The sequence below is a fragment of the Methylophilus sp. QUAN genome (assembly GCF_015354445.1).
Lineage (GTDB): Bacteria > Pseudomonadota > Gammaproteobacteria > Burkholderiales > Methylophilaceae > Methylophilus.
Genome location: NZ_JADKYT010000002.1, coordinates 629,022 through 649,755 on the forward strand (window position 1 = coordinate 629,022; position 20,734 = coordinate 649,755).

General features: G+C 51.0%; 17 protein-coding genes. 15 read left to right on the plus strand and 2 right to left on the minus strand.

The genetic code is table 11. The features are described 5' to 3' along the window. Nucleotides 1–8: 8 nt before the first annotated feature. From INP79_RS11470 to INP79_RS11535, 14 genes are all read left to right on the plus strand, one after another. On the plus strand, nt 9–527 hold the full coding sequence (locus INP79_RS11470) for a CvpA family protein (protein WP_194754569.1): 519 nt from the start codon (nt 9–11) through the stop codon (nt 525–527). Between the two features lie 31 nt (nt 528–558). After that, the gene (gene purF / locus INP79_RS11475; RefSeq protein ID WP_194742045.1) at nt 559–2,094 is read left to right on the plus strand and encodes an amidophosphoribosyltransferase; all 1,536 of its coding nucleotides are present in this window, start codon (nt 559–561) and stop codon (nt 2,092–2,094) included. A 195-nt stretch (nt 2,095–2,289) separates the two neighbouring features. Continuing rightward, a complete protein-coding gene (locus INP79_RS11480) occupies nt 2,290–3,477 on the plus strand; it encodes an O-succinylhomoserine sulfhydrylase (protein ID WP_194754379.1) in 1,188 nt (395 codons plus the stop codon). Between the two features lie 183 nt (nt 3,478–3,660). Continuing rightward, the gene (gene gyrA, locus INP79_RS11485) at nt 3,661–6,231 is read left to right on the plus strand and encodes a DNA gyrase subunit A (protein ID WP_194742043.1); all 2,571 of its coding nucleotides are present in this window, start codon (nt 3,661–3,663) and stop codon (nt 6,229–6,231) included. A gap of 24 nt (nt 6,232–6,255) precedes the next feature. Then, nucleotides 6,256–7,335, plus strand: coding sequence for a 3-phosphoserine/phosphohydroxythreonine transaminase (gene serC / locus INP79_RS11490; protein ID WP_194754380.1), 1,080 nt, complete (start codon nt 6,256–6,258; stop codon nt 7,333–7,335). 23 nt (nt 7,336–7,358) lie between these two features. Further along, on the plus strand, nt 7,359–8,441 hold the full coding sequence (pheA, locus tag INP79_RS11495) for a prephenate dehydratase (protein ID WP_194754381.1): 1,083 nt from the start codon (nt 7,359–7,361) through the stop codon (nt 8,439–8,441). Between the two features lie 8 nt (nt 8,442–8,449). Next, nucleotides 8,450–9,562, plus strand: coding sequence for a histidinol-phosphate transaminase (gene hisC, locus INP79_RS11500; RefSeq protein WP_194754382.1), 1,113 nt, complete (start codon nt 8,450–8,452; stop codon nt 9,560–9,562). Further along, on the plus strand, nt 9,559–10,641 hold the full coding sequence (locus tag INP79_RS11505; RefSeq protein ID WP_194754383.1) for a 3-deoxy-7-phosphoheptulonate synthase: 1,083 nt from the start codon (nt 9,559–9,561) through the stop codon (nt 10,639–10,641). The genes hisC and INP79_RS11505 overlap by 4 nt, the downstream gene beginning before the upstream one ends. 280 nt (nt 10,642–10,921) lie before the next feature. Next, nucleotides 10,922–11,863: a pyrroloquinoline quinone biosynthesis protein PqqB gene (gene pqqB / locus INP79_RS11510; RefSeq protein ID WP_194754384.1), complete on the plus strand. Its 942-nt coding sequence runs from the start codon at nt 10,922–10,924 to the stop codon at nt 11,861–11,863. A gap of 9 nt (nt 11,864–11,872) precedes the next feature. Then, nucleotides 11,873–12,637, plus strand: coding sequence for a pyrroloquinoline-quinone synthase PqqC (pqqC, locus tag INP79_RS11515; RefSeq protein ID WP_194754385.1), 765 nt, complete (start codon nt 11,873–11,875; stop codon nt 12,635–12,637). Between the two features lie 35 nt (nt 12,638–12,672). Next, nucleotides 12,673–12,957: a pyrroloquinoline quinone biosynthesis peptide chaperone PqqD gene (pqqD, locus tag INP79_RS11520; RefSeq protein WP_194754386.1), complete on the plus strand. Its 285-nt coding sequence runs from the start codon at nt 12,673–12,675 to the stop codon at nt 12,955–12,957. A 17-nt stretch (nt 12,958–12,974) separates the two neighbouring features. Further along, nucleotides 12,975–14,156, plus strand: a complete 1,182-nt coding sequence (gene pqqE / locus INP79_RS11525; protein ID WP_194742035.1) for a pyrroloquinoline quinone biosynthesis protein PqqE — start codon at nt 12,975–12,977, stop codon at nt 14,154–14,156. Nucleotides 14,157–14,235: 79 nt separating this feature from the next. Next, complete coding sequence (locus INP79_RS11530; protein ID WP_194754387.1) at nt 14,236–15,450, plus strand: multidrug effflux MFS transporter; 1,215 nt, start codon at nt 14,236–14,238, stop codon at nt 15,448–15,450. Between the two features lie 133 nt (nt 15,451–15,583). Next, a complete protein-coding gene (locus tag INP79_RS11535; RefSeq protein ID WP_194754388.1) occupies nt 15,584–16,270 on the plus strand; it encodes a hypothetical protein in 687 nt (228 codons plus the stop codon). A gap of 38 nt (nt 16,271–16,308) precedes the next feature. Here the strand turns inward: INP79_RS11535 and INP79_RS11540 are convergent, their stop codons facing one another. Beyond that, a complete protein-coding gene (locus INP79_RS11540; protein WP_194742032.1) occupies nt 16,309–17,112 on the minus strand; it encodes a pyruvate, water dikinase regulatory protein in 804 nt (267 codons plus the stop codon). 37 nt (nt 17,113–17,149) lie between these two features. Continuing rightward, complete coding sequence (ppsA, locus tag INP79_RS11545) at nt 17,150–19,522, minus strand: phosphoenolpyruvate synthase (RefSeq protein ID WP_194742031.1); 2,373 nt, start codon at nt 19,520–19,522, stop codon at nt 17,150–17,152. 204 nt (nt 19,523–19,726) lie between these two features. Here ppsA and INP79_RS11550 point away from each other — a divergent pair, with 204 nt between their 5' ends. Continuing rightward, nucleotides 19,727–20,701, plus strand: coding sequence for a hypothetical protein (locus INP79_RS11550; protein ID WP_194754389.1), 975 nt, complete (start codon nt 19,727–19,729; stop codon nt 20,699–20,701). The last annotated feature ends 33 nt before the right edge of the window (nt 20,702–20,734 follow it).

A 20,734-nucleotide genomic window follows, 5' to 3' on the forward strand; every position in this document is an offset into this window, starting at 1 on the left:
TGTCGGCCATGACGTTTTTTGATTATCTGGTATTGGGCATTATCGGCTTTTCCATTTTGGTCGGGCTGATGCGTGGCGCCATTCGTGAGTTGTTTTCTGTGCTGGGCTGGGTGCTGGCTTTTTACCTGGCAAACCGCTTTAATGGCGAAGTCATCAGTTATATGCCTGAGCAGATACCTGGCGATGCAGTGAAAGCCATGGCAGCTTTTTTAGTGGTTTTTTTACTGGTACTGTTCGTGAGCACCTTGCTGGCCTTGTTGCTGACCACTTTAATCAAGGCAGTGGGCTTGGGTGGACTTAACCGGGTGTTGGGCGGTTTGGCCGGGATTGTGAAAGGGGTATTGGTAGTGTGTATCCTGGTGATGCTGGCTGCCATGACCGATTTACCCAAGGATCCGCGCTGGACGAACGCAACATTCAGTGCGCCAGTAGAAGCGTTGGTCTTGAAATTATTGCCGTGGATGCCATCTAGTATTGCAAGGCACGTGCATTTGGATCATCAGCGGGTAGATGAGTCTGCCATTTAATTTGTAATCAAGTGTTTGATAGGATGTCGCTATGTGTGGAATTATCGGTATTGTAGGCAAGAACCCGGTGAATCAGTTGTTGTATGACGGATTGCTGGTATTACAGCACCGTGGTCAGGATGCCGCTGGTATCGTCACTTGTGATGGCAACACTTTCCACATGCACAAAAACAATGGCCTGGTGAAAGATGTATTTCACACCCGCCATATGCGTAACCTGATCGGCAATGTGGGTATTGCCCATGTACGTTATCCGACCGCCGGCTCCTCCAGCGCGGCTGAAGCGCAGCCGTTCTACGTAAACTCACCATTTGGTATTGTGTTGGGCCATAACGGTAACTTGACCAATTCCGAGCAACTCAAGTCTGAAATGTTCAGGCAAGATTTACGTCACATCAATACCAACTCTGATTCTGAAGTGTTGTTGAACGTGTTGGCACATGAAATCGAAAGCACCTCTAAAAATGCCTTGCTTAACAGTGACATGGTGTTTGATGCCGTGGCTGGTGTGCACAGACGTTGTAAAGGTGCTTATGCCGTGGTGGCGATGATCGCCAACTTCGGTTTGCTGGCCTTCCGTGATCCACATGGTATTCGTCCTTTGGTGATCGGCAAGCAGGAGACTGACAAGGGCACCGAATATATTGTCGCCTCTGAAAGCGTGGCGCTGGATGTATTGGGCTTTACCATGTTGCGTGATGTGGAGCCTGGTGAAGCGGTATTTATCGATATGGACGGTAACCTGTTCAGCCGTCAATGTGCGACCAATCCAAAACTGACTTCCTGTATTTTTGAATACGTTTACCTGGCACGTCCTGACTCTGTGATTGACGGTGTATCGGTATACCAGACACGCCTGGATATGGGTACATTGCTGGCTGAAAAAATCAAGCGTGAATGGGCCGATAAACAGATTGATGTGGTGATTCCTATCCCGGACACCAGCCGTCCAAGTGCATTGCAGTTGGGTATTGCTTTGGGCCTGGATTACCGTGAAGGCTTTATCAAAAACCGTTATATCGGCCGTACTTTTATTATGCCTGGTCAGGCATTGCGTAAAAAATCCGTACGCCAGAAGCTGAACCCAATCGGCATTGAGTTCAAAGGCAAGAATGTGCTGCTGGTCGATGACTCGATTGTGCGTGGCACGACTTCGCAACAAATCGTGCAAATGGCCCGCGATGCCGGTGCGAACAAGGTTTACTTCGCTTCTGCGGCGCCACCGGTGCGTTACCCGAATGTGTATGGCATTGATATGCCTAGCCGTCATGAGTTGTTGGCGACCAATCGTACTGATGAGGAAATTTGTGCTGAAATTGGTGCTGATGCGCTGATTTACCAGGACCTGGATGCCTTGCGTGAAAGCATCACCAAGTCTAATCCGCACATGACTGAGTTTGACTGCAGCTGCTTTGATGGTAAATATGTCACTGGCGATATTGATGCGGCTTATTTGAACCGCATTGAGTCTGCGCGCAGTGATATGAATAAAAAGCAATTGCCGCCAAATTCGACCACGCAATTGGATTTAAACCTGTTATCTACAGACCTGGTAGGGGCCGATTAGAAGTTGACAGGCGCCGGCAAAAGGCGTTTAATGAAATTGCGCTGATTTGAGTGGCGAACTTTAAACGAAGCCAAACTCAGCTTGCGAGCGCATTATAAATACCGCTAAAGCGAGAGCCCCAAAGACCCGTTTTAGCGCAATGCTGAAACGGGTTTTTTATTGCCGTCCGTATCCCGGACAGAAGATTGAGGAAACATGAACGACCAATACCATTTGGAAACGCTGGCGGTGCGCGCTGGTACACTCACCACCGAGTTTGGTGAAAACTCTGAAGCCTTGTTTTTAAACTCCAGTTTTCGCTTTAATAGTGCGGCACAGGCGGCAGCGCGTTTTGGTGGCACCGAGCCAGGTAATATTTACTCGCGTTTTACCAATCCGACGGTCACCATGTTTCAGGATAAACTGGCTGCCTTGGAAGGGGCCGAGCAGTGCGTGGCGACTGCCAGTGGCATGTCTGCGATCCTGGCTTGCATTATGGGCATTTGCAGCGCAGGCGACCATATTGTGGCCTCCCGCAGCATTTTTGGCACCACCGTGCAGCTGTTTACCAATATTCTCAAACGCTGGGGGCTGGAAGTGACCCTGGTGTCACTCACCGATGTGGAGGCATGGAAAGCCGCTGCCAAGCCAAATACAAAATTATTTTTTGCAGAAACCCCTTCTAACCCACTGACTGAAGTGGGCGACATTGCCAGGCTGGCAGAAGTGGCGCATGCCGCAGGTGCCTACCTCGCGGTGGATAACTGCTTTTGTACACCGGCCTTGCAACAGCCACTTAAGTTGGGGGCGGATATTGTGATTCATTCTGCGACCAAGTATATCGATGGCCAGGGCAGAGTGCTGGGCGGTGCGGTGCTGGGTAGCAAAGCATTGATTGAGCCGGTCTATGGCTTCTTGCGTACGGCAGGTGTCACCATGAGCGCCTTTAATGCCTGGGTGTTCGTCAAGGGGCTGGAAACCTTGCAAGTGCGTATGGAGGCCCATGCCGCGCGTGCACTGGCATTGGCGCAGTGGCTGGAGCAGCAGCCTGGCGTTGAGCGCGTCTATTACCCGGGTTTACCGTCACATCCGCAATATGCGCTGGCACAAAAACAGCAGCGCTTGGGTGGCGGCATTGTCACCTTTGAGGTTAAACCAAAGGCGGGCCAAACGGCGCAAGAGGCGGCATGGGCGTTAATTGATGCCACGCGCCTGATTTCGATCACGGCCAACCTGGGTGATGCAAAATCTACCATCACGCATCCGGCAACGACCACGCATAGTCGCGTGAGCGCCGAAGCCAGGGTTGAGGCTGGCATTAAAGATAATCTGGTCAGGATTGCTGTTGGCCTGGAACATGTAGAGGACCTGAAGGCAGACTTGCAGCTGTTGACGCGCGCTTAATGCCGCATCGTTGACGGCAATCATCACTGCATGGGGAGCAATTTTGCTCCCCATTGTTTTTTCTGGCGGCTCATATGTTGGCGCTGTGTGGTTAATTGGCCTGGCAGCCGCGATTTGGCAAGCCAGATTACGCTAGATATGCTAAAATCGCGTGATAACTTTTAACTATAAATTGGGTCAAGAATGAGTCAGTCTCCAGATCAATTTGCTAAAGAAACCCTGCCTATCAGCTTAGAAGACGAGATGCGTCGCAGCTACCTCGATTACGCCATGAGCGTGATTGTGGGGCGTGCGCTTCCCGATGTGCGTGATGGTTTAAAGCCTGTGCACAGACGCGTACTGTTCGCCATGCACGAGCTGTCTAATGACTACAACAAGCCTTATAAAAAATCTGCCCGTATTGTCGGTGACGTGATCGGTAAGTACCATCCGCACGGCGATACCGCGGTGTATGACACGATTGTGCGTATGGCGCAGGACTTCTCATTGCGTTATATGCTGGTTGATGGCCAGGGTAACTTTGGTTCTGTGGATGGCGACAATGCGGCGGCGATGCGGTATACAGAAATCCGCATGTCCAAGATTGCACATGAATTGCTGGCGGATATCGAAAAAGAAACCGTTGATTTTGGCCCTAACTACGATGGCAGTGAGCAAGAACCGCTGATCATGCCAACGCGTATTCCTAACCTGCTGATTAACGGTAGCTCAGGCATCGCGGTGGGGATGGCGACTAACATTCCGCCACACAACCTCAATGAAGTGCTGAACGCCTGTTTTGCGCTGCTGAAAAACCCTGAAATCAGCGTCGATGAACTGATTGAGTTTATCCCGGCGCCAGACTTTCCGACCGCAGGCATTATTTATGGCACGGTAGGCGTCAAAGAGGGCTACCGCACTGGTCGTGGCCGTGTCGTGATGCGTGGCCGCACCCACTTTGAAGACCTGGAAAAAGGCGGCCGCCAGTCCATCATTATTGATGAGTTACCGTATCAGGTTAACAAGAAAACACTGATTGAAAAAATCGCTGAACTGGTTAACGAGAAGAAAATTGAAGGTATTTCTGACCTGCGTGACGAGTCTGACAAATCAGGCATGCGTGTGGTCATTGAACTCAAGCGCGGCGAAGTGCCAGAGGTCATTTTAAACAACCTCTACAAGCAGACGCAGCTGCAAGATACCTTCGGCATGAACATGGTGGCGCTGATGGATGGCCAGCCACGCTTGCTCAATCTGAAACAGATGCTGGAAGCCTTCTTGCGCCACCGCCGTGAAGTGGTGACACGCCGGACGGTGTTCGAACTGCGCAAGGCGCGTGACCGCGGCCATGTGCTGGAAGGCCTGGCTGTGGCGCTGGCGAACGTGGACGAGATGATTGCCATCATCAAAGCTGCGCCAACGCCGCCAGAAGCGAAAAAAGAATTGATGGCGCGTAGCTGGAACTCACCAGTGGTTGAGGAAATGCTTAAACGTGCGGCCATGGAAGCCTCACGTCCTGAAGGTTTGTCAGTGGACTTTGGCATGACGCCCAAAGGCTACAAGTTGTCTGATGTGCAGGCGCAGGAAATCCTGCAAATGCGCTTGCAACGCCTGACTGGCCTGGAACAGGACAAGATCGTCAATGAGTATAAAGAAGTGATGGATATCATTGCTGACTTGCTGGATATCCTGGCCAAGCCAGAGCGCGTGACCGCGATTATTGTCGAAGAGTTGAACGAAATCCAGAAACAGTTTGGTGATAAACGCCGTTCCGAAATTGAGCAAAACACGCAAGATTTGTCGCTAGAAGACCTGATTACACCGCAAGATGTAGTAGTGACGCTATCGCACACCGGCTATGTCAAATCACAGCCACTGGATGAATACCGCGCCCAGCGCCGTGGTGGCCGTGGCAAGCAGGCAGCAGCCACAAAAGAAGATGACTTCATCGACAAGATGTTTGTGGCGAATACGCATGATTACATCCTGTGCTTTAGCAGTCGCGGCCGTGTTTACTGGCTGAAAGTCTACGAAGTGCCACAAGGCAGCCGTGTCAGCCGTGGTAAACCGATTGTGAACCTGTTCCCGTTGGAAGAGGGCGAAAAAATCAACGCCATCTTGCCGGTGAAAGAGTTCGACGAAAATCACTACGTGTTTATGGCGACAGCCAAAGGCACCGTGAAGAAAACAGCACTGACTGAGTTCGCTAACCCACGTAAGTCCGGCATTATCGCGATTAACCTGGATGAAGGTGATTACCTGATTGGTGCCGAAGTGACCAATGGCCAGAACGACATTGTGCTGGTTTCCAATGGGGGTAAAGCGGTCTGGTTTACTGAGGATGATGTGCGCCCGATGGGCCGTGCAACGCGTGGTGTACGTGGCATGAAACTGGCCGCTAAACAGCAGGTGCTGTCCTTGCTGATTGCTGAAAATGACCAGCAGTCTGTCTTGGTCGCCACCGAGAACGGTTACGGCAAGCGTACGGTGCTGTCAGAGTTCCGTCATTCTGGCCGTGGTACCCAAGGCGTGAAAGCCATTGCCATCAGTGAACGTAACGGCTTGGCTGTGGCGGCAAGACTGGTGACGGCAGAAGACGAAATCATGCTGATTACCACGGGTGGCGTATTGATCCGTACCCGCGTCAAGGAAATCCGCGATATGGGCCGTGCCGCACAAGGTGTGACCCTGATTAACCTTGGTGAAGGTGAAAAGTTGTCAGGTCTGGAGAAAATCGTAGAGACCGACGATGATGGTGACGAGACTGAAGAATAAGTACAGCGAAGAATAAATACACGCATGAAACAGATTTTTAATTTTTCTGCCGGTCCGGCAGTGCTTCCCAAACCCGTGCTGGAGCGTGCGCAAGCTGAAATGCTAGACTGGCATGGCTCCGGTATGAGCGTGATGGAAATGTCCCATCGCGGCAAGGAGTTCACCAGCATTCTGGAAAAAACCGAAGCCGATTTGCGCAAACTGCTGGCTATTCCAGCCAATTACAAAGTGTTGTTCTTGCAGGGCGGGGCGATTGCCGAAAATGCCATCATCCCCATGAACCTGCTGAACGGCAAGTCTGCGGATTATGTGGTCACTGGCTCCTGGAGCAAGCGCAGCGTAGAAGACGCGAAAGCCTACGGCCAGATTAATGTCGTTGCCAGCGCAGAGACTGGTGGCTTTACCACCGTGCCCGCTTTTACCGACTGGAAACTGAACAAAGACGCGGCTTACGTGCACTATTGCACCAACGAAACCATCAACGGCGTTGAGTTTCTGGAGGTGCCAGACACGCATGGCGTGCCAATTGTGGCGGATATGTCGTCACATATTTTGTCGCGCCCAATCGATGTTTCAAAATATGGTGTGATTTATGGCGGCGCACAAAAAAATATCGGCCCGGCAGGCTTGTGCCTGGTGATTGTGCGTGAAGATTTGCTTGAACAGGCGTCAGCACTGACCCCGGCGGTATTCCATTGGAAAACCCAGGCCGATAACCAGAGTATGATTAACACGCCACCGACCTATAGCATTTATATTGCTGGCCTAGTGTTCGAGTGGTTGCTGGCACAAGGCGGCGTAGAGGCCATTGAGCAAATCAATATTGCCAAAGCCAATTTGTTATACAACTACCTGGATAAAACCGAGTTTTATAGCAATGACATTGAACCAGCTTACCGCTCACGTATGAATATCCCGTTCCGTTTGCGTGATGAAAGCCTCAATGACGCTTTTTTGAAGGCTGCTGATGCGCGTGGCTTGCTGCAATTAAAAGGCCATCGTTCCGTCGGTGGCATGCGTGCCAGTATTTACAACGCCATGCCGATTGAAGGCGTGCAGGCATTGGTCGAATTCATGCAGGAATTCGAAAAAATTCACTCATAAAACACTTTAAATATTACTTTTAAATGTCTGATTTATTAAAACAATTTAGAGATAAAATTGATGCGATTGATACGCAGGTGCTGACGCTCGTCAATGAGCGCGCAGCGCTTGCACGCGAGATCGGGCATTTGAAAGATGATGGTGTCATTTATCGCCCTGAGCGTGAAGCGCAGGTCATACGGCGCCTGCAGTCTGAAAACCAGGGTCCCTTGTCGCCTGAGGCGGTAAGTCATCTTTTCCGTGCGGTCATGTCCAATTGCCGCGCCCTTGAAAAAGAACTTTCCATTGCCTTCCTGGGCCCATTAGGCACTTACAGCGAAGAAGCCGCGCTCAAGCAGTTTGGCGAGGGCCGTCAGGCCGTTGTCTGTGCAAGCATTGATGAAGTATTCCGCACCGTAGAAGCTGGACAGGCCGACTACGGCGTGGTGCCGGTTGAAAACTCCACCGAGGGTGCTGTGGGCATTACTCTGGATTTGCTACTATCTAGCCCCTTGCAGGTAATCGGTGAAATCACTTTGCCTGTGCATCACTGCCTGTTATCTGCTCAGCAGGATATCCGCCAGATCAGCCATGTGTTTTCGCATGCGCAATCTTTGTCGCAATGTCATGAATGGTTAAACAAACACTTGCCGAATGCGGCACGTGAGGCGGTGACTAGCAATGCGCGTGCCGCACAGATGATTCATGAGTTAGTCGCCAGTGAAGGTACGTTTGCGGCGGCAATTGCCAGCAAGCGTGCGGCCGAACTGTTTGACTTGCATATCCTTGCTGAAAATATCGAGGATGACCCGAAAAATACCACCCGCTTCCTGGTGGTGGGCAATCACGGTGTTGCGCCTTCCGGTCAGGACAAAACCTCGCTGGTCATGAGTGCACACAACAAGCCTGGTGCCGTGTTGCAGTTGCTGGAGCCATTTTCACGCCATGGCGTCAGCATGACCAAGCTGGAGTCACGCCCGTCGCGTCAAAACTTGTGGAATTACGTGTTCTTTGTGGATATCGAAGGCCATCAGCAACAACCTGCCGTACAGGCCGCACTGAAAGATCTTGCTGAGCGCGCCACTTTACTCAAAGTGTTGGGCTCTTACCCAACCGCTATTATTTAAAGCATTCTATGTCGTCATCTGTCTCTTTAGCAGCGTTAGCTCCAGCCAATATTCGTGCCATTGCGCCATATCAAGGTGGCAAGCCTATCAGTGAATTAGCCCGTGAAATGGGCCTCAATGAAGCCGATATCGTTAAGCTGGCGTCTAATGAAAACCCCTTGGGCATGAGCCCTAAAGCACAAATGGCGCTGGAAGAGGCCATTTATGAGATTGCGCGTTATCCGGATGGCAACAGCTTTGCCTTGCGGGATGCCGTGAGCCACAAATATGGCGTGCAACCGGCACAAATTGTGTTTGGTAACGGCTCGAACGATATTCTGGAACTGGCAGCACGCGCTTTTCTGAGCGCAGGCGATGAAACAATTTATTCCCAGCATGCGTTTGCCGTGTATCCATTAGTGACGCAAGCCGTTGGCGCCAATGGCGTGGTAGTGCCTGCCGTGGACTTTGGCCATGACTTGCCTGGTTTTTTAAAAGCGATTACGCCTAAAACCAAATTGATTTTTGTGGCAAACCCGAATAATCCCACCGGCACACTGATTAGCAAAACTGATTTAAAAGCCTTTTTACAGCAGGTGCCCAAGCACATCCTGGTGGTGCTGGACGAGGCTTATGACGAGTATTTGTCTTCGGTTGACAAGTCAGAAGCCATCACATGGCTAGCCGAATTTGAAAACCTGATTATTTCACGCACTTTTTCCAAGGCTTATGGCTTGGCAGGCTTGCGTGTGGGTTTTGGCCTGATGCATGCCACGCTGGCTGACTTAATGAACCGTGTGCGCCAGCCATTCAATGTGAATAGCCTGGCACAGGTGGCCGCGACGGTCTCATTGCAAGATGAGGACTTTGTGGCACGCAGTTATGCTGCTAATCAAGCTGGCATGACGCAGATTACGCAGGGGCTGGAGCAACTAGGCCTGAGCTATATTCCGTCTTATGGCAACTTTGTCAGTTTTAAAGTGACCAACGCCAGTGCCGTCAATCAGGCTTTGCTCAAGCAAGGCGTGATCGTACGCCCGGTGGCCAATTATGAGATGCCGGATTATTTGCGCGTCAGTATTGGTTTGTTTAGCGAAAATGCACGCTTCCTCGAAGTGCTGGAAAAGATTTTGAAGTCATGACTGTATACGAAAAATTAGCCACTGATGATGTAAGGGTGCTGGAAATTAAACCGCTGGTAAAACCGGCGGAATTGTTGTCACGCCTGCAGGAAAGCACGGTTAGCACACAGAATATCCTGAAGACACGCACTGCGATTCACCATATTTTGCATCAGGGTGATGACCGCTTACTGGTGATTGTCGGACCATGCTCGATTCACGATACTGACGCTGGTATGGAATATGCCAAACGCTTGTTGGACGTGCGTACGCGGCTGGCCGGTGAGTTGCTGATTGTCATGCGTGTCTACTTCGAGAAACCACGCACCACCGTGGGCTGGAAGGGCTTGATCAACGACCCGCATCTGGATGGCACTTACGACATTAACCAAGGCCTGGAAAAAGCACGCCGCTTTTTGCTGGATGTGAACGAGATTGGCATGCCGGCGGCAACGGAGTTTCTGGATGTCGTATCACCACAGTACACGGCTGACCTGGTCAGTTGGGGCGCGATTGGCGCTCGCACGACGGAGTCACAGATTCACCGCGAACTGGCTTCTGGATTGTCCTGCCCAGTAGGCTTTAAAAACGGCACTGACGGTGGTGCCAAAGTGGCGATAGACGCGATTAAAACCGCAGCCAGCCCGCACCACTTCTTGTCGATGACCAAAGAAGGCGAATCAGCCATTTTTGCGACCAAAGGCAATGAAGACTGCCATGTGATCTTGCGTGGGGGTAAAGCCCCTAATTATGACGCGCAAAGCGTGGCCGCCGTGTGTGACCAGTTAGCCGATGCAGGCCTGGCGCCTGTGTTGATGGTCGATTGCAGTCACGGCAATAGTCAAAAGCAATACAAAAACCAGATTGCAGTGGTGGATGATGTGGCTGCGCAAGTGTCTGCTGGCGATGCGCGCATTATCGGCGTGATGCTGGAGTCGCACCTGAATGAAGGCCGCCAGGACCATTCACCAGGCTGTAGCCTGAATTATGGCCAGTCGATTACCGATGCCTGCCTGGGCTGGGATGACTCGGTGGCTGTACTGGAAACGCTGGCTGCGGCAGTCAAAGCACGCCGCGAAAAGCATGCTTTAGAAGAGTAATCTATCGTTTTAATCAAAGCCGCGCCAGTGAGCGCGGCTTTTTTATGGGTGTTATCTCACAAACAAGCATGCGCTCATGAAAATCATGAGCAGGGAATCATTGTCAGTTGTAGGCTGTTCATGCAACGCATGCGTATGATGCCAGTCTTACTTAACAGACATTGCAGGCCAGCGTTGCGGCAGGTTTGCGATGGATGCAGTAGTCACAAACAATTGTTGTATGATGAGGCTTGGTACTCTCTTGCAACCATGAATTAACAGAATTGAATAACGAGCGATTATGCATATACACGTATTAGGGGCTGGGGCAGGCGGTGGCTTTCCACAGTGGAACTGTAATTGTCCAAATTGTGACGGTCTGCGCAAAGGCACCATCAAGGCCAAACGCCGCACTCAGTCATCCATTTGTGTTTCCAGCAATGGCGTAGATTGGGTGTTGTTTAATGCATCTCCCGATGTGTTGCAGCAAATCCAGGAGTTTGCACCTCTGCAACCAGGCCGTGCCGTACGTGATAGCGGCATTCAAGGCATTGTGCTGATTGACGCGCAAATTGACCACACGACAGGCTTATTCATGTTGCGCGAAGGCCAGGTCAAGCGCGAGATTTACTGTACAAAAATGGTCTATGAAGACCTGACCACCGGTAACCAGATCCTGAATATCCTGGGTCATTATTGCGGTGTCAATCACCACGAAATCGCGATTGATGCCAACGATGTCAGCAATGCGCACAGTTTTGAAATCCCAGGCGTGCCTAATCTGCGCTTCACTGCGGTGGCATTAAAGAGTGCCGCACCGCCGTATTCTCCACACCGCAATGATCCGCATCCGGGTGACACCATAGGCGTGCTGATTGAAGAGATTTCCACCGGCAAGAAATGCTGGTACTCACCAGGCTTGGCAGAGATTGAGCCACATTTGCCACCACTGATGCATCAGGCTGATTGCATTATGGTGGACGGCACATTCTGGACCAATACTGAGATGCTGGATATGGGCTTAATGACCAAGACTGCGCGCAGTATCGGCCATAATCCACAATCTGGCCCGGGCGGCATGATAGAAGAGTTGGACAAGTTTGGTACGGATAAAGCAGTGCGTAAAGTGCTGATTCATATCAATAATACCAACCCGATTTTAAGGGAAGATTCCGCCGAGCGTGCGACTCTCAATGATCACAAGATCGAGGTGGCGTACGACGGCATGGACATCATTCTATAGGAGAGCAATATGAACGCAGTGACTCAGGCACAGTTGCCATGGACCCGCGAAGAATTCGAAGCAAAGCTTCGCGAGAAAGGGCAGGGGTACCATATCTATCATCCGTTTCACGTGATGATGTATGAGGGTAAGTTGACTAAAGAACAATTGCAATGCTGGGTCGCTAACCGTTTTTACTACCAGATCGCGATTCCGATGAAGGATGCGGCGATTTTATCCAATTGCCCGGACAAGGAAGTGCGTAAACAATGGATCGTGCGTATTACTGACCATGATGGCGTCGATGACCAGATTGGCGGTATTGAGGCCTGGATTAAGCTCGGTGAAGCCGTTGGCCTGACACGTGAACAAGTCACCAGCCTGGAGCTGGTGTCACCAGGCGTGCGTTTTGCGGTGGATGCCTATATCAATTTTGCCAAACAGCGCCCCTGGCAAGAGAGCGTTTGCTCCAGCCTGACCGAGTTGTTTGCGCCACACATCCATCAGCAACGTATCAGCTCCTGGCCGAGCATGTACCCCTGGGTGAAAGAAGAAGGCCTGATGTACTTTAAAAAACGCCTGACCGAAGCGCGCCGCGATGTCGAGCAAGGCTTAAGCGTTACGCTGGATTACTTCAGCACTTCACGTGACATGCAGATGAAGGCACTGGAAATTTTGCAATTTAAGCTGAATGTGCTGTGGGTGATTGCAGACGCCATCATGCTGGCTTCGACCGAGATTAAAACCGAAGGGCGTGATTATCTGCGTCAGCCGGTCATCAACATTGAAAATTAAATGACCGACAAGTCAGCGCATTAGAAAGTAGACATATGGAAAACAATATTCAACACGCGGACATTTACACGATTGCCTTACACCATCGCTTTCAATGGGAAGAGGCACAGCAAAGCTATGTCATCCTGTTTCCGGAAGGCATGGTCAAGTTGCATGGTGGCGCTGGCGAGATTCTCAAGCGCGTGGATGGCAAAGCGAGTGTTGGCGATATTGTGGCTGATTTGAAAACAACCTTTCCGGATGCCGAAGACATTGAGAGTGATATTTTAGGCATGTTTGACCTGGCTGTTGGTAAAGCCTGGTTGCGCAAGCTGAATTAATCCGCAAGGAGGGCGTCATGGCACAGTTAAATAATGGTGTAGCAGCAAGCGTCACGCAAAAGCAGCCTTTGTGGTTATTGGCTGAGGTGACCTATCGTTGCCCGCTGCATTGTGCGTTCTGTTATAACCCAACCGATTATGACAAGCACACCAAAAATGAATTAACGACCGAGCAATGGATTAGCGCCTTGCGTGACGCCCGTAAAATGGGCGCCATCCAGTTGGGCATTTCGGGCGGCGAGCCCCTGCTGCGTGATGACATTGAAGAAATTGTCGCCGAAGCACACAAGTTGGGTTATTACAGCAATTTGATCACCTCAGGTGTAGGCCTGACTGAAAAGCGTATCCAGGCGTTTAAAGAAGGCGGCCTGGATCACATCCAGCTTTCCATGCACGATGTGACTGAAGACATCAGCAACTTTATTACCAACACGCGTACCTTTGAGCTCAAGAAAAAAGTCGCCGCCATGATTAAATCGCATGGCTATCCTATGGTGCTGAATGTAGTGATACACCGCTACAACATTGACCAGGTCGGCAAGATACTGGAAATGGCGGAAGCCTTGGGCGCTGATTATGTTGAGCTGGCCAATACGCAGTATTACGGCTGGAGCCTGGTCAACCGTGATCAATTGATGCCTACGCGCGAGCAGTTAGATCGCGCAGAAGCGGCTACCAATGCGTTCAGGGAGCGCGTGGGCAATAAAATGAAGGTGTTCTTTGTGGTGCCGGATTATTTTGCTGACCGCCCGAAAAAATGTATGAATGGCTGGGGTGAAGTATTCATGATTGTGACTGCCAATGGCGATGTATTGCCATGTCATTCTGCCCGTGTGTTGCCAGGCATGACGTTCCCCAATGTACGCGAAAATGGCCTGGAATGGGCCTGGAAAGAGTCGCCCGCCTTTACTAAATACCGTGGCATGGAGTGGATGAAAGAGCCTTGCCGTAGCTGCGATGAAAAAGAGAATGATTTGGGCGGCTGCCGTTGCCAATCCTACTTGCTCAGTGGGGATGCTGAAATGGCGGATCCGGTATGTACCAAATCTCCAAACCGTCATTTGATTGATGAAGCCTTGGTCAATTCACAAAACCCCTTGGTCCGTGAGCAGCCCATCATTTTCAGAACGGACAAAAACTCCAAAAAATATGTCGAGGGTGACAAGGAAAGAATCGCGCAATTTCATGCCTTGCCTTAAGGCTGCTCATAGCGCAGGCATTGTGGCTTATAATCTTAAAGGTGCCTGAGGGCACCTTTGCTTTTTTACAAGGTTGTTCATGTTGATATCCCGTTCTTCTACCCTGGTGCTGGTCTTGGCTGGGCTGGCTGCATTAGCACCGTTTGCGATTGACACCTATCTGCCTGCTTTCCATGTGATGGCCGCTGAGTTTGGCACTGATGAACTGGCGATTCAGCAAAGCCTGACCTTGTATTTATTGCCCTATGCCGTGATGACCTTATGCCACGGCGCCATTTCAGATGCCATCGGGCGCATCACCACCATTAAATGGGGCCTGGCCATTTTCGCACTAGCGAGCCTGGGCTGTGCGTTTGCGCCGAATGTGCAGACGTTATGGTTATTCCGTGCGTTGCAAGGCGTGAGTGGCGGTGCAGGTAACACAGTGGCGCGCGCCATGGTGCGCGACCTGTTTTCCGGCGCGCAGGCGCAACGGGTGATGGCGACCGTGCAGCTGTTGTTCGGCATCGCGCCAGCCGTCGCGCCGATTTTAGGTGGCGTGTTACTAGGCATACACTGGCAAGCTATTTTTATTTTCTTATCGGTCTATGCCGCGATTGCACTATGGATGGCGGTGCGTTATCTGCCAGAAACGATGATGCCGGAAAAGCGTATTGTTTTTTCTGTGCAAGGAATCATCGCCACTTACGGCAGGATGCTTAAGCACAAGGTATTTCTAGGCCTGATCGCTTGCCTGGGCTTGAACTTTTCCGCATTTTTTATTTATGTGCTGGCCAGCCCGGTCTTTCTGGTCAAGCATTTGCATTTAAACAGCCAGCAGTTTGGTTACCTATTTATTCCCACGGTGACAGGCATGATGCTAGGCTCCTGGATCTCACGGCATACTGCGGGCAAAGTGGCACCCGCGCGCATTTTGTACTGGGCATTTGCCTGGATGGTATTGATTGCCAGTTGTAATGTGGGCTTGCAGTGGTGGGCTAGCTCCAACGTGCACAGCGCCTGGTGGCTGGCCATTATCCCAATTGCCTTGTTTAATGTGGGGATGGCCGCGGCCATGCCTGTGTTGTCGATTGCAGCGCTTGATTGCTATCCAGCATTACGCGGCACGGCCGCCTCAGCGCAGGCCTTTATGCAGATGCTATGCTCAACCTTGAGCTCGGCACTGATTGTGCCTTTGGTCTGGCATTCCACGCTAACATTAGCGGCTGCCATGCTGGCGATGACCTTGCTCAGTAGCCTGTTGTTATTGCTGGCGCGTCAGCCCAAACAGCCAGTGGTGATAAACACGCGCTAAGCGCAAGCGCTGAAATGTGGGGGATTTACCAATTTCATTACATGTTTGATCGACGGCCACCTGTTTTAATATGAAACTGTCAATGCCTGCTAAATAATCAGGCATTATTCAGAATCAATCAGGGGAGTGAATCATGGAAATGACCAGAGAAGAAGAAGCTCGCAAAGCTTACGTCAAATTGCTGACCGGACAGGGCGTGAGTGAGCGTGTGCTGGTACAACGCGAGTTCATTATTATTCGAGTCAGTGCTTTTCTGAAAGATATCCCTTGTGATGGCAGCCATTACCGACACGCCGTTGACCGTTTTATTGCCAGCATCGATCCAGCTGAAATCCCCAGCATTCTGCCGGTCATTCGCGAGTTTTTCTCATTCTGGGTGCGTGATATCAAAGCCATTGCGGCCATGAGCCAGGCCAAAGTATTCAATGGCAGTACGCCGGTGGCCATGGTGACGCAAGACGAATTATTCAAGCATTGGTATGACCTGGATAAAACAGCCATGAACAGTCATGAAACTCAGGTCATGGATGCTTTTGAGCAAGTCACTCTGGTGCGCGGCTTTGAGCCTGCGGTGTTTAAAGAACGCATGCGCATGGCTAAGTGCCTGTTGCTGTCTTTGCGCCACATTTCACACAAACAATCCCATAGCTATCGCCAGATGGTGGACAGAAACCTGCCATTGTTTAATGCGCTGGGTTCGCAGCACACCTTCCTCAGCGTCTCTCGTGAGTTTTATTATTTTTGGCGTGGCGACATGTTGAAGCCACAAACTGAACGCGTTCATACATCGCCAGCCCGTGAAATGGCAATGGCTGCCTAAGCAGCCATTGTGTCAATAACAAAACCTAGCCGCCAGCCTTAACGCTGGCGAATTTTTTGCAGGATCAAGGCAGACAACTCTTCAATGGAGCGGCTAGTCGAGTCTGCCCAGGGGATGCCTGCACTGCGCATCATGCCTTCAGCAATTTCAATTTCCTTGCGGCAGTTATCCAGTGAGGCATAAAAACTGTCCGGGCGGCGCTCATTACGTACAGAGTGCAAGCGCTCAGGCTTAATCGTCAGGCCAAAAATCTTATCGATATTTTTTTGCAAGGCGGCAGGTAAAGCGCCACGTTCAAAGTCTTCTGGAATCAACGGGTAGTTGGCTGCCTTGATGCCAAACTGCATGGCCAGGTAAATGCTGGTCGGCGTTTTGCCGCAGCGGGATACCCCGATTAGAATGACTTCCGCTTCATCGAGGCCGGTATTGGTCATGCCGTCATCATGGTTCAGCGTGAAATTAATCGCTTCCATACGCTCTGAATAGCTGTTACCCATGGCGCTATAAGCAATACTGGCGCCGGTGAGTGGCTCCTGGTTAAGCTCTGAGCCCAGCGGGTAAATAAAGCGGTGGAATAAATCAATAAAGTAGGCATTCGCCTGCTTGAGGTGGTTGCGGTGTTCGCCATTGCCGACGGACATAATCACAATCGGGCGAATACCATCCTGGTCTGCAATTTTCTGGATATGCTCGAAAGCTGCCTGAACCTTCTCGTCATTGTCGGTAAAGGGCAGGCGAGTGGTGGTGAATTTGGTATTCGGAAAGTGTTCCAGCAATTTGCTTAAGGCACCTGCCGTAATCCCCGTACCATCAGAAATAATAAACACAGAACGGTGATTCATACAGATGCCTCAAGTAATTGCTAATCAAGCCTAACGCTTATTTCTTTGTCAGACGCTGCCAGGTCGCGACCACAGTGTCAGGGTTCAGGGAAACAGACTGAATCCCTTCTGCGACCAGCCACTCGGCAAAGTCTTCATGGTCAGAAGGACCCTGACCACAAATACCAACGTATTTGCCTAAACGGTTACAGGTGTTGATTGCCATTTTCAGCAATACTTTCACCGCATCGTTACGCTCGTCAAAACCGTCAGCCAGGATACCTGAGTCGCGGTCCATCCCCAATGTCAGCTGTGTCAGGTCGTTAGAGCCGATAGAGAAACCATCGAAATACTCCAGGAACTGCTCAGCCAGCAGCGCGTTGGCCGGGATTTCACACATCATGATCAGACGCAGGCCATTTTCGCCGCGCTTGAGGCCGTTGGCAGCCATGATTTCAGTCACGGCACGTGCTTCTTCCAGCGTACGTACGAATGGAATCATCAATTCAACGTTGACCAGGCCTAGTTCATCACGCACTTTCTTCATGGCTTGGCATTCCATGGCAAAGCACTCTTTAAAGTCTTCTGCCATATAACGTGCCGCACCGCGAAAACCGATCATCGGGTTTTCTTCGTCTGGCTCGTAAATGTCACCGCCAACCAGTTTTTTATACTCGTTAGACTTGAAGTCTGAAGTACGTACAATCACTGGTTTTGGATAGAATGCTGCCGCAATGGTCGCGACACCTTCGGCCACTTTATCAATGTAGAACTGTTTCGGGCTGGCATAGCCGCGCGCACGGTTCTTGATGGTTGCTTGCATGGCTGCTGGCATGGCATCCACATTGAGGATGGCTTTCGGGTGTATGCCTACCATGTTGTTAATCACGAACTCCAGACGCGCCAGTCCAACACCATCGTTTGGTGTCTGGGCAAAGGTGAACGCCATGTCAGGGTTGCCCACGTTCATCATGATCTTGCAAGGTGGTTTTGCCAGTGCGCTGTTCGATTGTGTAGACACTTCGAAGTCCAATGCGCCGTGGTAAACAAAACCGGTTTCACCTTCAGCACAAGAAACGGTCACCATTTCGCCATCACGCAGCAGGTCAGTTGCATTCACAGAGCCGACAATCGCCGGGATACCCAGTTCACGCGCAATAATCGCCGCGTGGCAAGTACGGCCGCCACGGTTGGTCACCAGTGCGCTGGCACGTTTCATCACTGGCTCCCAGTTAGGGTCAGTCATGTCAGCCACCAGTACGTCACCTGGCTGTACTTCATGCATCTCTGCCGGATCCAGCACGATACGCACTGGGCCCACGCCTACTTTTTGTGTCACGGCACGGCCAGCCACCACAGGCACTGAAGAGTGCTTTTGCAGTTTGAACGTTTCGGTCACGTTTTTCGCCGCTTCTTGTGACTTCACAGTCTCAGGACGTGCTTGCAGGATGTATAGCTTGTTATCCAGGCCGTTTTTGCCCCATTCGATATCCATAGGGCAACCATAGTGTTGCTCAATGGTCATGGCATAACCAGCCAGCTCAAGAATATCGGCATCAGTCAGCGAGTAGCGGTTGCTTTCTGCCGCATCTACATCCACTGTGTGTGTAGATTTACCCGCTTGGGTGGCGTCAGAAAACACCATTTTGATCAATTTGGAGCCCATGGTGCGACGCACGATGGCTGGCTTACCTTGTGCCAACAATGGCTTGTGTACATAGAACTCATCCGGGTTCACGGCACCTTGCACCACAGTTTCACCCAGACCATAGGATGAAGTAATAAAGGCAACATCACGGTGACCAGATTCAGTATCAATGGTAAACATCACACCGGCACAGCCAATGTCTGAACGCACCATTTGTTGCACGCCTGCAGACAGGGCCACATCTGCGTGTACAAAACCTTTGTGTACACGGTAGGAGATTGCTCGGTCGTTATACAAAGAAGCAAATACTTCTTTAATCGCATGGTTAATGTTGTCCAGGCCATGGATGTTCAGGAAAGACTCTTGCTGGCCAGCGAAAGACGCATCTGGCAAGTCTTCTGCCGTGGCAGAAGAACGCACCGCAAAGGTGGTGCCTTGCGCTGATCGTTCAATCAGTTTGGCATAGTTTTCAGCAATGGCGGTCTGCAGTGCTGGTGGAAACTCGGCCTCCATGATCCACTGGCGGATCTGCGAACCAACGCGGGCCAGTTCCTGTGTATCGTCTGCGTTCAGCTTGTCCAGCAAGTCATTGATTTTGTTGTTTAATCCACCTTGCGCCAAAAACTCACGATAAGCATCCGCAGTGGTCGCAAAACCGGTAGGTACGCGTACGCCTTTGGCGGTGAGTTGAGAGATCATTTCGCCCAGAGAAGCGTTTTTGCCGCCTACAGACGGGACATCAGTGTTACGTAGATTCTCAAATGGAATAACATGACTTACCATATAAAACCCTTAATTATTTTAAAACTGGTGATAATCTATCGCGGAGTGCAACGGATTGAATTCGATAAATAGAGGCTGTCTACCGGACATCGTCTGATTACAGAATGACTTTTATATCGGGCATTATGCCAAAATCATGTTTTAATGTCACGTCGCCGTGAGGGTGGCATTTCATTTTTTTTAGCATCCCTATAATAAAACGCCATGAATGCAGTCATTCCCGCAGAGCGCACGGTCAGTGTCACCACTTACGGTCGCTTACATCTCGGTTTTTTTAACCTGAATCAGCAGACGCAGCGCCAGTTTGGCAGTGTCGGTGCTGCCATTGATGCATTTCAAACTTCTCTTAGCCTCAGCCCTGGTATTCAGTCGTCACCATTGGACCCTTGGGCTGCCGCCATTTTGCAACGGCATCTGGATGCACACCACCTTGCAATAGACCTGAATGTCAGCATACACCAGGCCATCCCACGTCATGGTGGCTTGGGATCAGGCACGCAAATGGCCTTGGCGCTGGGCGCGGCGGTGAATAGTTTACTCGGGCAACCAGTCGACGCCGCGCAGATTGCTGCCGTTCATCAGCGTGGGGCGCGCTCAGGCATAGGTATTGCGACCTTTGAGCATGGCGGACTGGTTGTCGATGGCGGACGCGGACCAAATACTGTAGTACCGCCCATGCTGGTGCACCAGGCGTTTCCTGCGGATTGGTACTTCTTACTGATCATTGATAATAGCCGTGATGGCTTGCACGGGCAGGGCGAGAAAACAGCCTTTAAAGAATTGGTACCACCCACGCTGGCGGCGACGCAGGCGATTCAGCAGCAACTGTTAAGTGAGGGGCTACCTGCCTTAATGGAGCAGGACTTTGCAGGATTCAGCGCGTTTTTAGGGGATTTGCAATCATATAATGCGGATTACTTTGGCCCCGCACAGGGCGGCGCCTATGCCAGCCAGGCGGTGGGCAATATTTTACGGTCGCTCAAACAGCAGGGGTATACCGGCATCGGCCAAACCTCATGGGGCCCGACCGGTTTTGTGCTGTTGCCATCGCGTGCGGAAGCGGTGGCCATGCAAATGCAATTGCTTGAAACGTATGCAGGAGAGCCTGCCTTGGGTTTCCTGGTGACCGCTGCCGTCAACCGGCCAGCCAGCATAACGATAGAAGATGTGGCAAATTAAAACTTTTTAAGATAATTTTGAAAAGTTATGATT